Consider the following 18,536-nt stretch of genomic DNA (forward strand, 5'->3'; position numbering starts at 1 on the left):
GCATGCCCGGGTAGGCGAATCGGATGTCGGAGGGTGGTGCCACTGCCTCCTCAGGGGACCAAGACCACTTTGGTAGCCACGCCGGTGGCGAACAGGTCAAACCCCCTTATCGCCTCGGACAGCGGCAGGCGATGCGAGATGACGAAGGTAGGATCGATTCGCCCCTGCTGAACGAGGGACATCAGCATCTCCCGCGAGGTGATCGGGTCACCGACGGCGAAGCGCACGGTCAACTCCTTGCCGAAGGCGAGTCCGGTAGGGGTCGGCGCCGCTAGGGCGGCGTGCGCGCCGACAGCGCAGATCGTTCCACGGGGACGGACCAGCTCCATCGCACTGATCAGCGCCGCATCGGTGCCCACGGCCTCGAGTACCACGTCGGCGCCTCGGCCGTGCGTCAACGAGCGGACCCGCTCCGCCAGGTCTTGGTCCACCGGCAGTGGTTCGGCGCCGTGTGCGGCAGCGAGTGCGCGCCTGCTGTGCATTGGGTCTATCGCCAGGACGCGGGCGGCTCCCATCAACTGAGCGCAGGCCATGGCCATGAGGCCGACCGGGCCACACCCGAGCACCGCCACGGTGTCACCCGGCCGCACCTCGCCGCCGTCCGCGGCTGCGTAGCCGGTGGCGAGGATGTCGCCGATTAGAAGGGCTTGTTCGTCCTGAACGTCGTGGGGTATCCGTGAGAGGACCACATCAGCTACCGGTACCCGCACGTACTCGGCATGACCACCGGCGACGGCGGTCTTCCCCACCACGGTGTCGTAACCGAAAAGTCCCACGTCAGGGCATTGGTAGTGCCACCCGCGGCGGCAATACCAGCACTGTCCACAAGCAATGAGATCAGAGGCGAGGACGCGATCCCCGACCCGCACCTTCCGCACCTGCGACCCGACCTCTTCCACCACGCCGGTGAACTCGTGGCCGGTGACCGTGCCGGGGGTGAAACCGACGATCTCGCCGCGATAGGGATGCAGGTCAGTGCCACAGATCGCTGACCGCACCACCCGGATTACGGCGTCACCGGGGTCGATGAGCTCGGGCTGCGGAGCGGCGTCGTTCACCCGGACGACGTGTGCGGCATGCCATTCCACAGCTCTCATCTGCTCGTCCGTTCTCGTGGCGGGCTGATCATGGAAGGATGAACTGACCCGTCGCACCGCTGAGAGCCGTCGGCCTCGGTGCGTTGCGGGTGTAGTGGCGATCCGTACTGCTGCGGATCGTCGGTCCACAGCATGAACTCCACGCCCTTGGAGTCAAAGGCGATGTGCTCGGTTGCGGCCGGTGCTGAATCTGTGGCCGCCCGACGGGCGGTGACCGAGACTGCCTCGGCGGCGTGATTAATGAAGACCGCGCAGCGGTCCGCACCACGGCCCAACACCGTTACCTCCACCTCCGGCATGTCCACCGTCACGGGCGCGGCTACTCCTGCTGCCCTCGCGATCCGGGCATACAGCCGGTGCCATGGCGCTCCCTCGAGCCGGTGGGGAGCGTTCAGCTGTAGTTCGAAGGGTGCGTTGAGGTAGTACGCCGTTCCACGGCCATATCGGTTGCGAGTCAGCGCGGGCGATCCGTCGAGGAAGCGGCCGAGCACCTCGGCCGAGCCGGCTTTCAGTACCGGGATTTGGGCCGACTCCCAGGTCACCGCGTAGCGGTCACCCGCCCAATCGAACTCGGTCAGTTCCGGCGCGTGCAGGGTGAAATCCTCGACTGATACGCCGAATAGCTCCTCACCACCGAACCCGTGCAGCAGATCGCCGCTGGAGTAGTAGAGGATGCCTCCCTGCGCCACGTAGGCGGCAAGCCGCTGCTGGTCAGCAAGGGTGACGTGCCGCACCGACGGACAGATCACCAACTGGTAACGGCTCAGGTCCCGACGAGTGAACTCGTAGGGCAAGTGAGCCCTGCGCAACAACTGGTGAGCGTAGAAACCCGCGGCGGCGCTTGAGCCCGCCGCCTTCAGGTAGCCGGCGTCCCCGTCCTCGTTGTGCTCCAAGACGTGGATTCCGACCGGCGCGGGTAGTGGCTTGAAGCCTGCCAACTCGTTCGTGACGCGCCGAGCGAACGAACGAAACTCCGACATGGCCGGCTTGGACCGCCCGTCGGCCCGCAATAAGCCCATCTGCCGCTCATTCGGCCGTAGCGCGTAGGGCTTCTCCTCGGTGCGGAAGTCCTGCCAGCACCACACCAAAAGACCGACCGCCCCGGAGGCGAAGGCGCTGTGCGCGGCGGCCCGCAGGTATTCCTGGGCGGTGTTCTCGCCACATCCGTAACTGCCGAACTCATCCACCAGCACCGCGGCGTCCTGGCTGGCATGGCGCACCAGGTAGGGAACGAAGGAGCTGGCCTTCGGCGCCGAAACCGACTCGATGTGAAAGGGCGTCCACACGGGGAAACCGTGTATGCCGACCAGATCCAACGGGTCTGCGTACTTTGGTTTGAAGTTGTGCTCGCCGACTACCGCCGAGGCCTCGTTTGCTTGCAGAACAAGGGCTCCGGGATGCCCGGACCGCACGGAGTCGGCTAGTGCGCGCCACCAGGTCCGCACCTCTGCCGGACTCAGCGCGCCCGACGCGACGCTGTCCACATGGAGAACCTCGTCGCCGATGTCGTATGCGAGCACGTCCCTGTCGCGCAGCGCCGACGCCACATGATGCACGTAGGCGATCTGGCGCCGCACCAGGTCCGGATCTCGCCAGAGATCTCGTCCGGCCCGCCAGACCGGGTCGAATCGTTGACCGTTCATCCAGATGGTCAACAGCGAGGGCAAGCACTGCAGCCCGTGTCGGTTGGCCAGGTCTGCAAACTGGCGTATCCGCTCGGTGACGACAGGATCGTAGGTTCCTTCGGTTGGCTCGACATCCGCCCAGAAAATAAAGAATCGTACAGTGTTGAAACCGAGTTCCGACATGCGGGCGAAGTCAGCGTCGATCTGTTCGGCGTTCCACCGCTGCAAGTACTGACACCCCGTGGTGGACGGATGATAGTTGAACCCCACGCTGAAGTGCGGCCGCCCGTTCCGCTGGAGAGTGCCGTCCCGCACCGCGTAACGCACCGCGCCAGACGTGGTCTCGGCATCCGAACTGGTCACATCGCCCCCCACGCCTGCCGGACGGCCGCGATCACCAGCTCTACCTCGACCGGGCTGAGGTCGACGTAGAGCGGTAGTGACACCTGATGGGAACAGACGTCCTCGGTCACCGGCAGTGAGCCGGCGCGGTAGCCGAATCGTTGCTGATACGCCGTGAAGAGGTGGCTGGGCGGGTAATGGATGCCGCTCTGGATCCCGGCCTCGGCAAGTCGATTCTGGAACTCCGCCCGTACGGCTTCGGTCGGCAGAATGATGGGAAAGAGGTGGTGAGCGCTGTGCTCGACGTCTCGGGTCAGATATGGAATTCCGATACCCGCCAGGTCGGCCAGGCCGCGACGGTAATCCTGCACGATTTCCTGCCGACGTCGCTGTCCGCTCGCAAGGGCGTTCAGCTGTGCCAGTCCGATGGCGCTGGTGACCTCGTTCGGCCGGTGGTTGAAGCCGAAACCATCGACGTCATAGCTGGATGGGGAGCCGCGATGCCGCGCCTGGGCGTCGACGGTCAGCGCATGCGAACGCAGTCGCCGGATGCGGTCACGCAACTCCGGGCTCCGGGCGACAACCATGCCGCCCTCGCCCACCGCGAGGTTCTTCGTCGCGAAGAAGCTGTAGCAACCCACGTCGCCGATCGTCCCGAGCCTGCCGTACTCGCTCATCGTCGCCGGCGCGTGCGCCGAGTCCTCGATGAGCGCGAGGCCGTGCCGGCGGGCCAGATCGGCGAGCGCCGGTAGGGCGCTGGCATAACCGCCGTAGTGCATGGTGATGATCGCGCGGGTCCGTTCGGTGATCCGCGCGGCGACGTCCGTGGCGGACATACTGAGATCGTCGGCGCCGTTCACCTCAGCGAACACGGGTGCGGCTCCAGACAACGCAACCATGGACGCGCCAGCGACGAAGCTCAGCGAAGGCATGATCACCTCATCGCCGGGGCCGATTCCCAGTGCCTGTACCGCGAGCTGCAAGGCCGCGGTGCCGCTGCTCACCGCGATCGCGTCGTCGACACCTGCCGCGTCGGCGAACGCCTCCTCGAATTGCCGCGTCACGGCTCCTGCGGACAGCCAGCCCGATCGCAGCACCGCCGCCACCGCGTCCGCCTCCGCTGGACCAATCCTGGGACGGTACAGGTTGACTTTCCAGTTCGACATCGTCTTCACCTCTCCGCCGTCGTCCACGATGAAGGCATCGTTTGTCAGCTCTGGTGGCTGGACACGTCGGCAAGATTTGCGTACACCGTCTCGATGCGTTCCGTCACGGCGTCCCAGTTCAACTCGCGGCGAACCCGGCTATGTCCATTCGACCCCCACGCGGTAATCGTTTCCGGCTCCGACAACAGACGGGTGACAGCGGTCGCCACGGAGGTCGCGTCCGGTTCGACCACGAGCCCGTCGATGGCATGCCGCACCACTTCCGCGCTCCCTGGGAACGTCGAGCTGATGACGGGTTTGGCGCAGCTCCACGCCTCCACGAAGACCAGCGGAAACACGTCGACCACCGAGGGCAGGCAGAATAGGTCACATGCCGCCAGGGCGTCGTGCTTGTCCGCTTCGTCAACCAGGCCCTGCTCGATGATGCGCCGATCGGCGTACCGGGCGAACACCTGCTGGCAGTCGTCGTCCCAGCACGGTCCGAGGAATACGAAATGGGCGTCGGGGTGGACCCGCCAAACGATACGCGCTGCCTCAAGTAGGCGCACATAGCCCTTCGAGCGCATCTTGCGTCCCACGTAGAGCACCATCGGGCCGGTTATGCCGTGCGTGTCACGGAACCGTTGCGGCCGGACCTCCCGATCGGGGAGGAAAGCGGCTTGCCCGATGATGTGGAGAGCCTCGCCGCGGACTCCCTCCGAGCGCATCATCTGCCGCTCAGCCGAGGTCAGGACGAGCACCGCGTCGGCCTGCCGGCAGACATCCCAGATCGTCGCAGGATCCTGCCATACCTCGGGTGCTGAGGCCGGAGTGAAGACGAATGGCACTCCCCAGTCACGCGCCAGTCGCAACGCTGCCCTCGGGTAGTCGGGCCAGACCGCATCGATGGCATGGACGATGTCCGGCCGGTCGGCCGCGCGGGTCAGCGACGGGAGTCGCTGCACCGTGATTCCCTCCCTGGCGGCCCCGCGCCTGAACTCCTCGTCGACCGCCTCGCTGTACAGCCCGACCCGGTGACCGCGTCGGCGCATGCACTCCGCCAGCCTTTGCGCCATCAGCTCCGCGCCGGCGCGGGCCGGGAAGTACCCTCGGTGCACCAGTTGCAGCGTTCGGCCGGTCACGTCGTCTCCACCGCGGTTGCCCGCGCCCTCGCATACCAGTCGTAGGTCCGCTGCAGCCCTTCAGCCAACCCGACCTGCGGGCGGTATCCGGTCAACGATCGCAACAACGACAGGTCCGGCACTCGGCGCTGCGGCGACAACGGCGGCGCGGGCCGTACGCGCAGGCAAGGATGACTGCCGCCCACGTCGAACACCTGGTACGCCAGTTCTTCGATCTTCGTTTCCTCGACGTCGTTGCCGACGTTGACCAGCAGCGTCTCCCGGGTGGGTAGCTCGGACAACGCGATGATGGCTTCGACGGCGTCGGTGACATAGCAGAACGCCCGGTACTGGTCGGCGCCGTAGACGTCGAACGGGTCATGCCGTTCCAGCAGCCGATCGATGAACTGGGGAATGACGTGCTCGTGTCCCATGCGCGGGCCATAGACGTTGTGGAAGCGGACCATCCGAAGCGGAAAGCCGTATGCCTGAGCGTAGTTGCGGCACAGCAGCTCGCCCGCGATCTTGCTGAAGCCGTATGAGGAGCGGGCCACCGTGGGGTCGGCCACCACCAGCGGCACGTCCTCAGACGTCGGCACGGGCGCCAGCCTGGCTGTGACGCTTCCCGCGTACGCCTCGCTGGAGGACGCGAAGCACAGCGTGGCACCGGTCAGCTGCCGGAACCAGTCCAGCACGTGGATGGTGGAGAGCAGGTTCGTCCGGAGCACCCGCTGAGGTTCCTCGTTGGAGTACACCACGCCCACCACCGCGGCGAGGTGGTACACACAGTCGAAGTCGCGGTCGAGGCGTTCCGGCATGGGCAGGGTCAGATCATGCGAGATCAAAGTTGCCCGGTCGCAGAGCTGGAGCAGCTCCGCGTCCTGTCGACCCCGGCTGAAGTCGTCGATCAAGGTGACGTCGTGGTCGTCGACGAGGCGGCGGGCCAGGTGTGACCCGATGAAGCCCGCTCCTCCGGTGATCAGGATCTTTTTACGCACGGCCGAGCCTCATCACGTTCGTCGCGGCGGGAAGGATTCGCCAGGTGTCGTACACCACCGCCGGTGGACGCATCCGTGCGGTCAGCGCACCCATGTCGAGTTGCTGGTAGGACACGTGGTTGTTGAGAACGATGGCGGCGTGGGCGCCCGTGAAGCCCTCGTCCACCGCGACGGGCCGGACACCGAGGGCGGCGATCCGCTCCGGCGCGACCACAAAGTCGTGCCCGACGATCTCGCCCACGCGGCCCCGCAGCAGGTCGAGTAGTCCCTCGTACGGCGCGCCGCGCAGGTCGTCGGTTTCGGGCTGACCCTTGTAGGCGAATCCGGAGACCATGATGGTCGCCTGGGCCGGATCGCAGCCGGCCTCCCAGAGGGCGGCCAGCACCCGCTCACCGATCCGGCGGGGCAGCGACTCGTTCAGGGACCGGGCCGCGCCCACCAGGCCGGGCGTGTACCCACGATCGGCCAGCGAAGCCTTCAGCAGATACGGGTCCTTGGTGAGACAGCTGCCCCCGACGAAGCCGGGCATGTTCAGGTCAGGTCGCGGATAGTTGCGGTTGGCGCTGGAGATGAGTTCGACCGCATCCAGGCCCAGCGACTCGGCCATGAACGCGACCTCGTTGCCGTACCCGTAGATCAGGTCGGTGTGACAGTTGCAGATCAGCTTGACCATCTCTGCTGCCTCGAGTGACGAGACGGGCACCACCTCGACCCTCTCGGTGGCGAACTGTTCCGTCGCCCGCCGGACCGCCTCGTCGCTTAGTCCTCCGACGATCTGGGGGAGAGTCAGCAACTCGGCCAGGGCCTTTCCCTGGATGGTCCGCTCCGGGCAGAACGCGACAAGCGGCTCGGCTATCCGGCGACGCAACAGCGGCACGACGAGGTTGCGGGTGGTGCCGACAGGCACCGTGCTGCGTACGACGACCAGGGTCTGCTCGTCGATGCTGCCGGCGATGGACTCGATGGCGGTCTGCAGGTGACTCAGGATCGGCTCGTGACCGCCGACCTCGATCGGGGTGCCCACGCAGATGATGACGACCCGGGGTAGCTGCTCACCGTTCAGCTCGGTGATGACGCGCAGGCGCTGCTGATCCACGGCATCGTGGATGACCTCTTGCACCCCCGGCTCGGACAGCTGGAGCACACCCTCGGCGAGCTCCTCCGCAGCGGCCTTGTTGGTCTCCAACCCGAGCACCCGCTGGCCGGTGGTCAACAGCGCGGCGGTCAGAGTAACGCCGACATAACCGAGGCCTACGACCAGCACGTCGTAGTCCACGTACGAAGAACGCGATGTCATGGCACTCCTTGCAGGTGTGGCGGATCGACTGGTCGTCCACCGCTGAACTTCGGCTTGGCACTCGGGCCGTGGGCGCCGCCGACCGCCGCCGGAGGCGGCGGTCGGCGGCGCGGATCATCGAGCGACAGTGCCGTCTCTGAGCCGGGCGATCATGCGTTGGGTCGTCTCGAGCGGCGTCTCGTCGGGCAGGTCCGGACTGACCGACGGCTCCGACTGGAAGCGGGCGTTCCACTCGTCCTGACCCTTGAACGGCATCGACTCGCCCGGCTGGTACAGCGGGTAGTCGCGATAGTTGTTAATGCCCTCCCGCGCCTCCCCGGCCACCACGATGGGGTCGAGGTACAGCCCGTTGCTGCTGATGCGGGTCGACGTCGAGATGTATCCGATGTCGAGGCCGCACCGTCGCTTGGGCGAGACGTTCGGTTCAGAGCAGTGCAAGATGTGCGGGTGGTGGATCGACACGTCACCGGGGTTCAGTTCGATGTCGACGATGCCGCGCTTCTGCACCCAACTTTGGACGAGGTCCTCGTCCGCCGCGGAGAACAGCATGTTCGGCTCGTCGGTGCGGGGGGAGGGCTGGTAGAGCGGGATCTCGTGACTTCCCGGAATGATGCGCAGGCAGCCGTTCTCGGTGGTGCTCTCGTCCACCGCCAGCCAGACGGTGAGAGCCTCCATTGGGTCGAGCTTCCAGTAGGCGCCGTCCTGGTGCCACAGCACCGCCTGCCCGGTGAAGGCCGGCTTGCAGATGTAGTGGGCGGTGAAGCAGGCGATGTCCGGGCCGAGGAAGTGCTTGCCGATGGCGGCGAGCCGCTTGTCGGTGACGAGGCGTACCCAGAAGGCGTCATTACGGATCAGCGGGTGGTGGAAATGCTCCGGCCGCAGGTCGGGATATTTCCGCATCAGCCACTCGACGTGGGACCCGACTTCGGCCAGCAAGTCCTGTGGAATGACGTTCCTAATAATCGCGAAACCCTGGGTGGCGTATTCCTGGGCAGCTTTCTCCAACGACTTTACGAAGTCATCCTCTCCATCCTCGTGGTGCTTCGTGGAGTGTGGTTGACTGACCGCGCTCATGGGGTTCCCCTCCTGTCGAGCGACGTGAGAAGCCACGTCGAGCTGGGGCCGTGGTGCGCCACTCGGCACTTCAGGCCAGGTAATCCTCTGCGCCGCCAGAGCGGACGGTATCGAGGCTGAAGCAATGAAATCCACCACCGAAGATGCGACGATGACGGTGACGAACAGCCACCACCGTGAACTTGTGTTCCTCCAGGGTGCGGATCAGGGTCTTGCAACTGTCGTTGACCAGGACTGTCTCCTCGTCGACCGAGAGCACATTGAGATCGATGTACGGGCTTGCCGGGATCGGGTCGCCGTCGTCGTACTGCGGATAGTCGTGCAGGGCGGGAGTCGGCGCGACGATCGTGTCCCAGCCCCGCAATTTCTCGGGCAGAAAATCGAGGACCCGTTCCGAGCGGATGAGGAGCACACCGGGGCGCAGCGGTATGACGACGCTGTCAATATGGCTCTGCGTGAGCTTGTGCATCCGGTGTACCCGGAATCGCCCGGCAAGATGCCGTTCCAGCCAGTCGCAGGCCAGTGCATGATTGGCGTTGGAGATGTTGACAATCAGATCACGACCGAGCCGAAGGCAGTTTGCCCCGTCAATCATGACCTCCACGCCGACGTCGTACGGCGAAGGCTGCGGATCATCCGGCACCTCAATGTTCGGCGCGGCGCTGTCCACATTGGCTGGATCGAATGACGCGTCGGTCATCATCGGCCGCGGCATGACGGTCCATCGTGCGCCCTGCCGGAAATACTCGGCGAAGATCGGCTTGAGGAGCTGCGTCTCGAAGTAGCGCGCCCGGAGGGTGGGTGGTGTTTCGATGATCTCGTCGCCGAGGATGAGGGTGTTGTCCCGCACATTGAGTGGGGGCGTCACCAAACTCCGCCATGCGGGGGTGACGACCTCGCCCGTTGCCGGGTCGAGCGGGAGGGGACGGTGCACCGTGACCGAAAGCGCCTTGAGCTGTTCTGCCAGGCCCTCGACATCCTCGATCAGCTCGTTGAGGAAGCGGGTCTTCTGAGCCAACCGATGAGGTTCGTTGCGGCGTCGCCGATCTTCACCCGGACGCCAGTCGGTGATGCTGGGGTAGTAGCCCCGGGCGCCCGTGAGGTTGTCGCTGATGAACTCGTCGAATGACAAGTCGTGCAATCGGTCGAGATAGCCGTCAGCGGAACCAAGAACGACCTCCTTGAGCGGAGTGAAGTCATCGTAGCTGTTCAGCCTCATCCGAGTAGCTCCTTTCTGCGGGGTCAGACTGCCCGTTGAGGGTTATAGCCTGCACCGGACAGCGTTCCGCTGCCTCTTGCGCGGCATCGTGCAGCGCCACTGCTACCCGACTCCTCCTGACGAGGACGATTCCGTCGTCGTCCTGATCGAATATCTCGGGTACCGCCATCGCGCATTGCCCCGATCCGATGCAGGCGTCAGGATCGACCTGGACGTGCATGACCTCCCCGCTCCCCTCGGGCGCGCCGTGCAGAACAGTCACCACGTCACCGGGAGGCTGTGCACTCCGTAGACGCTCATATCCGTGGAGAACGGTATTTTCGTTGGCTCGACGGCCAGCTTCAGCGTGGGAAAACGTCGGAAGAGTGCGGGCAACGCGAGACGGAGTTCCATGCGCACCAGATTCTGCCCCAGACACTGGTGGATCCCGTATCCAAAGGCCATGTGACCCGTGGTCTTGCGTTCGATATCCAACCTGTCCGGACTCCCACTGAACCAGCCCGGGTCGCGGTTCGCGGCTGGTAGAGAAACAGTAACGGACTCCCCGGCGCGCAGGAGCTGACCGCCGACGTGCACATCCTCGATCGGTGTCCGTGGAACACCGAAGTGGAAAACAGTCAGATATCTGAGAAGCTCCTCGACAGCATTGTCGATGAGGGAGAAGTCGGCGGTCAGCTTGGCCAGTTGATCGGGATGCGACAGCAGCGCGAGGGTGCTCAACGCGAGAGACTTGGAGGTCGACTCATGGCCGGCGGTCAGCAGCAGGACCCCCACTCCGGCCACTTCCTCGGCGTCCAGAACGCCATCGTCGGTCAGCATGGCGAGTAGACCGTCCGACACTCCATCGCGGTGGTTGGTCAGCTCGCGAATGAGTCCGTACAGCAGGTCCATCGCGTCGGCCGCCTCGGTGGCGGTTGCGGTGAGGCTGAACAACGTCTCGCTGTGCCGCTGGAACTCCTCGCGCTCGCTGTATGGGACACCGAGCAGCTCGCAGATCAACTGCGATGGCAACGGCAGGGCGAATCGCTTCACCAGGTCCACCGGCGGATGCTGGGCCTGCATGTCGCTGAGGAGACGGCCGATGATCCCGGCCACCTTCGGCTGCATCTCGCGCATCCGTCGGGCCGTGAACTGCCCAGCCAGCTGTTGCCGGATCCGGGTGTGCTCCGGCGGGTCCATGTCGACGAGCCACCCCGGCAGGGCCGGCGCTCCGTAGAAGGGTTCCGCGCCGGGACGCGCCACTGGGGGTCGCTTGTGCTGCGACGCGGCACTGAATTTCGGATCGCTGAGCATGCTCCTGGCCAGGCTGTGCCCGGTCACCAGCCATCCGACGTGTCCATCCGGGTAGACCATGCGCGAGATCGGTTCCCGCTCCCGCAGCTCCGCCAGCTCGGCCGGGGGATCGAAGGGGTTGCCGCGAACAGTCGGATGGCTCGGAATGATGTTGGAGGTCATGCCGCTATCTCCTTCCGGAAGAACGTGGCCAGCCGTTGCACTCCGGTCTCGACCTGCTCTGGTTGCAGGTAGCTGCACGAGAGCCGTAGTTGGTGATCACCGGATCGGTCGAGGTAGAACTGCGCCATGGGTGTCCACAGCACCCCGTAGCGGTCGGCGGAGATTTCGAGCAGGTCGACGCTGGCCGGCACCGGCAGGCGGACCCGGATGAAGAAGCCGCCCCCGGGACGGTTCCAGGTGATGCCGGTGTCGCCGTCGGCGCCGACGTGCCGGTCGAGCGCGTCCAGCAGGTAGCCGAGATTGCGTTGATACAGAGCGGACCGCTGGCGGCCGAGTTCGGCCAGGGAACCACCACCGTGACGGAGCAGCATCCCGGCGATGACCGCCTGGCACAGCGGTGAGGTATTTACCGTCGCCATGCTCTTTATCGCGGCGAGCTTGTCGGCGAGAAGATCTTCCCTTCCGGTGTCCGGGTCGGTGACGACCTGGTCGGCCAGGACATATCCCACCCGCGCCCCGGGAAAGCAGATCTTGGCGAAGGTTCCGATAGCGATCACGCGGCGAGCGGTGTCCAGCGCCTTGAGCGAGGGAAGTTCCGAACCCGATGGTGCCGTGAACGCGTAGGTGTTGTCCTCAATGATGTAGAAGTCCTCGCGCTCGGCCAGTTCGAGCAGTTGCCGCCGACACCGCAGTGACATTTGGGACCCACCCGGATTCGCGTAGTCCGGGGCGACGTAGCAGGCCCGGATGCGTTGACCCGCGAGGAGCGTGGAGCGACAGGCCTGGCCGAGCTGATCGACGTCGATCCCGTCGGCGCTCTCCCGAACTCCCGTCACGGGTATGTCGAGCAGACGAGCGGCCCCTACGATGCCCACGAAACACGGGTGGGCGACGGCGAGCACGTCGGCCGGCGAGCCGAACATCGCGCGCAGGACCAGAAGCATCGCCTCCTGTGCACCGACCGTGATGACGACCGCCGCCGCGTCGACCTCGGTTCGGTAGTCTTGGCGCAACGCCTGGGCCACCAGGTCGTTGATGATCCCGCGGCTCGGCCCGTACTCGAACAACAGCCGACGGGCCGCGCTCTCCGGTATGCCACGGCTCCGGACGAGATGATCGAGGAACACCGACACGTACGCCTCGGTATCCAGGTCGTCGAAGGACGCGGGGTGAGGCGCCCCCGGTGCGAACGAGATGGCATCGGGGTAGCGGCCCATGATTTCGTTGAGGAAGCCGATCGAGCCGAGGACCGGGTCTTGCACGGACCGGTGCAGGACATCGACGGTCAGTCCCGTCATCTCGGCACCCCGTTCGCGCGGTGGGCCGAGTGTGACCGTTGCCAACGCTGCTCCACCTTGGCCAGCACGTCGGCGCTGTACGCCCGCGTGGCCTGCACCACTGCGAATTCGGCGAGGTACTCCCGGTACAGGTCGAGCGGCTCCTCGGCGAGGTGCAGCATCCGGCGGTTGGCGGCCACCGCCGGGGCGGCGAGGTCGTTGACCGCCTTTTCGATCGAGGTGTCCATACCTGAGGACGGCACCACCTCGTCGCAGATCAACCGACCGTCGGCCTCGGCGGCGTCGATGCGGCGACCGCCGAGCAGGATCTGACGCGCGAGCCGTGGGCCGGTGATCCTGGCCAACCGAAGCGGGCCGACGCCGGGGACGATGCCCTCGGCGGCCGCGGGCAGGCTGAAGTAGGCGTCCGTGTCGGCGATGACCAGGTCCAGGACGAGCAGCAGCTGCATTCCGCCGCCGATAGCGAACGTGTCGACCGCTCCGACCCACGGTTTCTGCACGGTGCGGCCGACCCAGGTGTTGGTCTCGGGATCGGTCAGCAGGCCACGCCAGATCTTGTGCAGATACCCCAACTCGCGGCCGAGCAGGAAGTCGACGAACGAGATCTCGCCGTTGCGGAGGCTCTTCAGGTTGATACCAGCGCTGAAGACACGTCGCCCCTGGTAGCGCGGGTGGTCAACGGTGCCGCCCCGCAACACGCCGACGCGTACCTGTGGGTCGAGCAGGACAAGGTCGACCGCTGTCTCCAGGTCGGCGATGAGTTGGTTGTCCTCGGCGTTGAGGCAGTGGGGGTTGTGGAAGGTGACGTGGGCGGCAGGTCCGCGCCGCTCGACACGGACCGAGTCGAGTTCTATCCGTCCGGTCTGCCGAAAGTCCTTCGCCAGACTCGTCGACCGTACGGTCGGCCTCAGCATGGCGTCGATGAGGTGGCGTCCCGGGACCGGCGAGCCGAGCACGGCGGAACACAGGATCGCCTGATCGATCTCCCAGCCGTCGCGCTCCGCCTGGATCAGACCCGCTTCGGCCCGCATCCGGGCGCGATCCGGCACCAGACCGGGAAAGCGTTCGGCTGCGGCGAACATCAGATCGCCGAGACGGAGGTGGCGGCTACGGTTGTCGGTCAGCACGTCGTACACCGCATCGACGTGCGTGGCGAGGAACGCCCGCCGGGCGGCCCGGGCCGGTGCCAGGAGATAGTCCGCCCGGCGCTGCTCGTCGGGTGTCCGCATCGAGCGGGACGGCAGTAGCTCCAGCAGCTCTTCGACGATCGACGCCAACTGTGCCAACGTCCTGGCGTCCCGATGCAGATCACCGGTGGCCGTCGAAACCGTCGAGCGCGGGCTGCTCTGCCGGTCGAGTATCACTTCGGCGCTCACGATGCCGCCGCGTCTGTGGACACACCCATCGTCCGGCCAAGGCGCAGGCGCCGGATTTCTCGGTCACAGGCGGCGAGATGCATGCCGAGTGCCTCGTCGTAACCGGCCGCGGCGGCCTCCAGTAGGAGCTGCCGGCGGACGGTCATCTCCCGGTCCGAGACCCGGCCGGTGAGCACCATGGCGGTGTGCACCGCCTCGTCGAGGTTCTCGCTCACCTGGTCGACGAGCCCGAGTTCGGACGCATGGGCCGCGGTCACACTCACCCCCCACATGACGAGCTGCCGGGCCCGGGCCACACCGAGGTGCTGCACCAGCCGGTAGACAGACATGCCGGGCCAGAAGTGGCCGTCGTTTATGGGCAGCATGATGTCCAGGTCGGTAGCGGCTATCCGGAAGTCCGCGGCCAACAACAGGTCGAGTGCGGCTCCGCCGCAGGTGCCCTGGGCAACCGCGATGTTCACCACCGCCAGCCGCTCAAGCCGGCGGACCGCCCGCTCCCAGCGGTTGACGCCCTGGATGGTGACGGTCCCCGGCCATTCGCGGCCATCGGCCTGTGTGCCGCTCAGTTGCAGCACGACTGTCGTCCGCTCGGGGCTCGACTCCACCTGGCTGCACACCGCGTTCACCTCTGCCGTCAGGTCCTCAAGTGGTCGGGCGCTGTCGAGCGGTACGAGTAGGCCCATCCCGCCCTGCGTCCGTGCGAAGTCGATATCGGTCTCAGCCATCGGTCTTTCCCCTCTCACCAGCGCGCCAAGGCCATTTCGATGGTTGATCCAGGACCCATGGTCATCAAGACGCCGTAATCGCCGGGGGCAGCGCTTTCCTCATCGCGCAAGCATTTCAATGAGAACAGGAACGAACCGCTCGAAACATTGCCGTGGTCGCGGAGGACCGCGGTGGTGTGCCTGAGGTCATCACGGGTCAGAGTCAGATTCAACCGGACAGAGTCAATGACCTTCTTCCCGCCGGAATGCACCACCCAGTGGGCGATGTCGCTGCGCCGTAGCGCGGTGCCGGCCAGTAGTCGGTCAAGCGCCAACTCGGCATGGGCGCCGACCACATAGGGGACCTCGGGGTCGAGGTAGAAACTGAATCTTCCCGCGTGGTCGTCCCAGTCGTAGCGCATGGCGTCCACCGCGTCGGTGACGATGTAACTGGAAAACTTGAGCAGCGTCGGGCCGGTACCGGGCAGATCGTTGGGCGAGCGGACGGCCACCGCCGCGGCGCCGTCCCCGAACAGGCTGTTGACGACCGAGGTCCGCATCGTGCCATCGAAGACGTACGCGGCCGAGCACGCCTCGATGCAGATCATGACTGCAAGCTCGCCGGGGTGGGCATTCGCCCAAGTGGTTACCGCGGTCAGCGCGTTCAGGCCCGCGTTGCAGCCCATGCCGACCACGTCCAGGCGCGAGCAGTGCGGATCGATGCCGAGGTCCTTGATGAGGAGCGCGGAGAAGCCGGGAGTGAGAAACCCGGTGGTGGTGACGCAGCAGAGGTAGCGCACGTCAGACAGCGTCGCGCCGGCGTCCTTGAGGCACGCCTCGATCGCCTCCCGGCCCATGTGCATCCCCTGGACCGCGTGTTTCTGCAGCAGTTCCCCTTGACTTTCGAACCGGTGTGAACCGTCCGGAAGTCGGGGCGGCAGCACAAGACCCCGCCTGTCGATGGCGCTGTTGAGAAATATCGATCGTACCCGCGGGTCGGTGATGTGGAACTCGTCAATCAATTCATGCTGCGTGTACGTGGTAGTGGGAACTGCGGTACCAACGCCCATGACCTTGGTTGCCAACATGGGATATTCGTCGAGGCGGGTCGCTTGTTCCAGCCGCGAGGCTCTCGAATTCATGCCAACCTCCGGGTTCATGTGCGGGCGGCGAAGGACCAACGGCCGCATACGCCGTGGGCGGCCTATCGATGGCGCTGCTATGCTTCCCGCGTGCCGCAGCCGTCAGGGGTCATCTATGTGAAGGACGGGCACGTCGCCCGGGTTACGCTCAACAGGCCTCAGGCTCTGAACGCGATGAACCTGCGCATGCATGAGGAGTTGGCCGATGTCTGGGACGATTTCGAGCAGGACGACGATCTCTGGGTCGCCGTTGTGTCCGGCGCCGGTTCCCGAGCCTTCTCCGTTGGCCAGGATCTGAAGGAGCTGGTCCAGCGCACCGAGACCGGTGCCGCCGAGCCGACGTCCTTCGGCAGCCGAGGCAGGCCGGGTTGGCCACGGCTCACCGAACGCTTCGAGCTCGCCAAGCCGGTGGTGGCCAAGGTCCGCGGGTACGCCATGGGCGGTGGCTTCGAGTTGGCCCTGGCCTGCGACCTGATCATCGCCTCCACCGACGCGACGTTCGCGCTGCCCGAAGCGAAACTCGGTCTGATCGCGGGTGCGGGCGGCGTGTTCCGGTTGACCAGGCAGCTGCCCTGGAAGATCGCCATGGGGCAGCTGCTGACCGGGCGGCCGCTCAGCGCGGCGCGCGCATACGAGCTGGGCCTCGTCAACGAGATCGTCGAAGGACCGGATCTCGATGCCTGTGTCGAGGGCTGGCTGGCCGACATCGTCCGGTGCGCGCCGTTGTCGCTGCGGGCGATCAAGGAGGCGGCGACCAGGTCGGCCGAGCTACCGCTCGCCTCGGCGTTCGAGGCGCGATACGTCTGGGAGGAACGCCGCATGCACAGCAGGGACGCGGTGGAAGGACCAGCGGCGTTCGTGCAGAAGCGGGAACCCCGTTGGGAAGGCCGCTGACCGTCGGGTGGCAGGCCGGTCTGCGGAGCCGGTGTCGGCCGGGCGCGCGTGATCACTCTTCGCCTCATCATCAGCTCAGGTAATCCTCGGCGCCACCGTCCCGGACGGTGTCAAGCGTGAAGCAGTGGAATCCGCCGCCGAAGAGGCGCCGGTGCCGATGGCGCACCGGCACCACTGTGAACTTGTGCCCCTCCAGCTCCCGGATCAGCTCCGGGCACGCCTCGTTGACCAGCACGGTGTCGGGGTCCACGGAGAGCACGTTCAGGTCGATGAACGGGCTGGTCAGGATGAGATCGTCGTCGTCGTACGGCGGGAAGTTGTTCGCCTCTGGGTAGGGCGCGACGATGATATCCCAGCTCCGGAGGGGCGCGGGAAGGCTGTCGCGCAGCTCGGCGGAACGAACCAACAGGGTGCCGGGCCGCAGCGCAATCACCATGCTGTCGATGTGACTGTCGCTGATTTGGTGCACCCGATGAATGCGGAAACGTCCGTCGAGGTGTCGCTCGAGCCAGTCACAACCGAGAGCGTGGTTGGTCGTCGACACGTTGACGACGATGTCGCGGCCAAGTCGCAGGCACTGCGCGGCGTCGAACAGCATCTCGAGCCCGACATCGTACGGAGATGACCGCACCGCTTCGATGGGTTCCGTGGGACCACCCCCGGTGGCCCGCTCGGCGTAGGACAGGTCGAAGGAGGCGTCGGTCATGAATGGCCGCGGCATCACCGACCATCTGGCCCCTTGCCGGAAGTAGTGCTGGAAGACCGGTTTGAGCAGCTGGGATTCGAAGTACCGGGACCGGATCATCGGTGGTGTCTCGATAATCTCATCCCCCACGATGAGGGTGTTGTCGCGCACGTTCAGCGGCGGGACCACGGGCGCGGTCCACGCCGGCGTGCGGACCTCCACGGTGCTCGCGTCCACGTCGAGCGGCCGGTGCACCGTGACCGCGAGGGACTCGAGGGTGGCGACGATCCCGTCCACGTCCTCGTTGAGTTCGTCGACGTAGCGCTGCTTGATCGGGACGTGTTCGCGGGCCACACCGCCTTGTCCGCCCGTGGCGACCGACAACCGTGGGTAGTACCACTCGGAGCGGGCGGAGTTGTCCTGGGCGAGGTTGTCGTTGAAGAAAAGGTCGAACGACAATTCTCGGTCATGCGATAGATAGTTTTTGGCGGAGCCGACGACGATCTCCCGCAAAGGAGACCATTCGTCGAAGCTGTTGAGTTTCAACTTACCCCCGTTAGGTCGATGTCAGACCTGCCGGTGAGCTGACAAGCAAGCACACCGGCCGCCGCGCGTCGAAATTTCCTATCGACGGGCGCTCTGGCTTCGTCTGTAACCATGCAATCACAGTGATCAAACCTCTGCAACCACAGGGGATCTGGATTGACTGCTGTGACCTGGATCACGTCGGCTCGGACGGTAGGGCGGGTGGAGGGCTGCGGTGGTTACGGTAAAAGGCCTTTTGAGCAGGCGAAATGCCGCATGGGCGAAGTCCTCTCCGCGCGGTACGTGACGCGCTCGCGAGGCTCAAATTTTGAAGCAGTCGGCGAATTTGCGGTCGCCGCGCGGCCGGTGGATGTTGCAGGTCATTGAGCTGTGACGGGCATGTACAGTTCGGTCAAAACTGGACGTATGCGGACTTTAAGCTGTGACTTTCATCACTCAAGGGTGCCCTTGTGGTGGGGCTGCTCTTTCAGGTTGAGTTCGGTGTGGCGCCGATTATCGATCGGTCTTAGTCAACACCA

General features: G+C 65.6%; 16 protein-coding genes. 1 reads left to right on the plus strand and 15 read right to left on the minus strand.

Features of this window, described 5'->3' with window-relative positions:
- Positions 1–50: 50 nt before the first annotated feature.
- From ACFY3U_RS26580 to dpgA, 14 genes are all read right to left on the minus strand, one after another.
- A complete protein-coding gene (locus ACFY3U_RS26580) occupies positions 51–1,097 on the minus strand; it encodes an alcohol dehydrogenase family protein (protein WP_387206535.1) in 1,047 nt (348 codons plus the stop codon).
- On the minus strand, positions 1,094–3,085 hold the full coding sequence (locus tag ACFY3U_RS26585) for a beta-galactosidase trimerization domain-containing protein (RefSeq protein WP_387206537.1): 1,992 nt from the start codon (positions 3,083–3,085) through the stop codon (positions 1,094–1,096). Before ACFY3U_RS26585 ends, ACFY3U_RS26580 begins: the two co-directional genes overlap by 4 nt.
- Positions 3,082–4,257, minus strand: a complete 1,176-nt coding sequence (locus ACFY3U_RS26590) for a DegT/DnrJ/EryC1/StrS family aminotransferase (protein WP_387206539.1) — start codon at positions 4,255–4,257, stop codon at positions 3,082–3,084. The genes ACFY3U_RS26585 and ACFY3U_RS26590 overlap by 4 nt, the downstream gene beginning before the upstream one ends.
- Positions 4,258–4,274: 17 nt before the next feature.
- A complete protein-coding gene (locus tag ACFY3U_RS26595; RefSeq protein ID WP_387206541.1) occupies positions 4,275–5,351 on the minus strand; it encodes a glycosyltransferase family 4 protein in 1,077 nt (358 codons plus the stop codon).
- Positions 5,348–6,328, minus strand: a complete 981-nt coding sequence (locus tag ACFY3U_RS26600) for an NAD-dependent epimerase/dehydratase family protein (RefSeq protein ID WP_387206543.1) — start codon at positions 6,326–6,328, stop codon at positions 5,348–5,350. Before ACFY3U_RS26600 ends, ACFY3U_RS26595 begins: the two co-directional genes overlap by 4 nt.
- A complete protein-coding gene (locus ACFY3U_RS26605) occupies positions 6,321–7,625 on the minus strand; it encodes a nucleotide sugar dehydrogenase (RefSeq protein ID WP_387206545.1) in 1,305 nt (434 codons plus the stop codon). Before ACFY3U_RS26605 ends, ACFY3U_RS26600 begins: the two co-directional genes overlap by 8 nt.
- A gap of 114 nt (positions 7,626–7,739) precedes the next feature.
- Entirely contained in the window at positions 7,740–8,699 is a 960-nt protein-coding gene (locus ACFY3U_RS26610) for a phytanoyl-CoA dioxygenase family protein (RefSeq protein ID WP_387206548.1), read from the minus strand.
- A gap of 70 nt (positions 8,700–8,769) precedes the next feature.
- Positions 8,770–9,918 (minus strand): glycine amidinotransferase, encoded by a 1,149-nt coding sequence (locus tag ACFY3U_RS26615; protein ID WP_387206551.1) that lies wholly within the window; start codon positions 9,916–9,918, stop codon positions 8,770–8,772.
- Positions 9,896–10,138 carry a ferredoxin gene (locus ACFY3U_RS26620; protein ID WP_387206580.1) on the minus strand — a complete coding sequence of 81 codons (243 nt, stop codon included), beginning with the start codon at positions 10,136–10,138 and terminating at the stop codon, positions 9,896–9,898. Before ACFY3U_RS26620 ends, ACFY3U_RS26615 begins: the two co-directional genes overlap by 23 nt.
- Positions 10,139–10,176: 38 nt before the next feature.
- Positions 10,177–11,373 carry a cytochrome P450 gene (locus tag ACFY3U_RS26625; protein ID WP_387206553.1) on the minus strand — a complete coding sequence of 399 codons (1,197 nt, stop codon included), beginning with the start codon at positions 11,371–11,373 and terminating at the stop codon, positions 10,177–10,179.
- Positions 11,370–12,671: a PLP-dependent aminotransferase family protein gene (locus ACFY3U_RS26630; RefSeq protein WP_387206555.1), complete on the minus strand. Its 1,302-nt coding sequence runs from the start codon at positions 12,669–12,671 to the stop codon at positions 11,370–11,372. The genes ACFY3U_RS26625 and ACFY3U_RS26630 overlap by 4 nt, the downstream gene beginning before the upstream one ends.
- Positions 12,668–14,047: a (3,5-dihydroxyphenyl)acetyl-CoA 1,2-dioxygenase DpgC gene (gene dpgC, locus ACFY3U_RS26635; protein WP_387206557.1), complete on the minus strand. Its 1,380-nt coding sequence runs from the start codon at positions 14,045–14,047 to the stop codon at positions 12,668–12,670. Before dpgC ends, ACFY3U_RS26630 begins: the two co-directional genes overlap by 4 nt.
- On the minus strand, positions 14,044–14,772 hold the full coding sequence (gene dpgB / locus ACFY3U_RS26640; RefSeq protein WP_387206559.1) for an enoyl-CoA-hydratase DpgB: 729 nt from the start codon (positions 14,770–14,772) through the stop codon (positions 14,044–14,046). Before dpgB ends, dpgC begins: the two co-directional genes overlap by 4 nt.
- Before the next feature lie 14 nt (positions 14,773–14,786).
- Positions 14,787–15,893, minus strand: coding sequence for a 3,5-dihydroxyphenylacetyl-CoA synthase DpgA (dpgA, locus tag ACFY3U_RS26645; RefSeq protein WP_387206561.1), 1,107 nt, complete (start codon positions 15,891–15,893; stop codon positions 14,787–14,789).
- Between the two features lie 90 nt (positions 15,894–15,983).
- Between dpgA and dpgD the strand changes: the two genes are divergently transcribed.
- Complete coding sequence (gene dpgD / locus ACFY3U_RS26650) at positions 15,984–16,787, plus strand: enoyl-CoA-hydratase DpgD (RefSeq protein ID WP_387206563.1); 804 nt, start codon at positions 15,984–15,986, stop codon at positions 16,785–16,787.
- Positions 16,788–16,857: 70 nt separating this feature from the next.
- Here the strand turns inward: dpgD and ACFY3U_RS26655 are convergent, their stop codons facing one another.
- Complete coding sequence (locus ACFY3U_RS26655; RefSeq protein ID WP_387206565.1) at positions 16,858–18,018, minus strand: glycine amidinotransferase; 1,161 nt, start codon at positions 18,016–18,018, stop codon at positions 16,858–16,860.
- Between the last annotated feature and the right edge of the window lie 518 nt (positions 18,019–18,536).

This window comes from Micromonospora sp. NPDC000089 (assembly GCF_042899365.1).
Lineage (GTDB): Bacteria > Actinomycetota > Actinomycetes > Mycobacteriales > Micromonosporaceae > Micromonospora.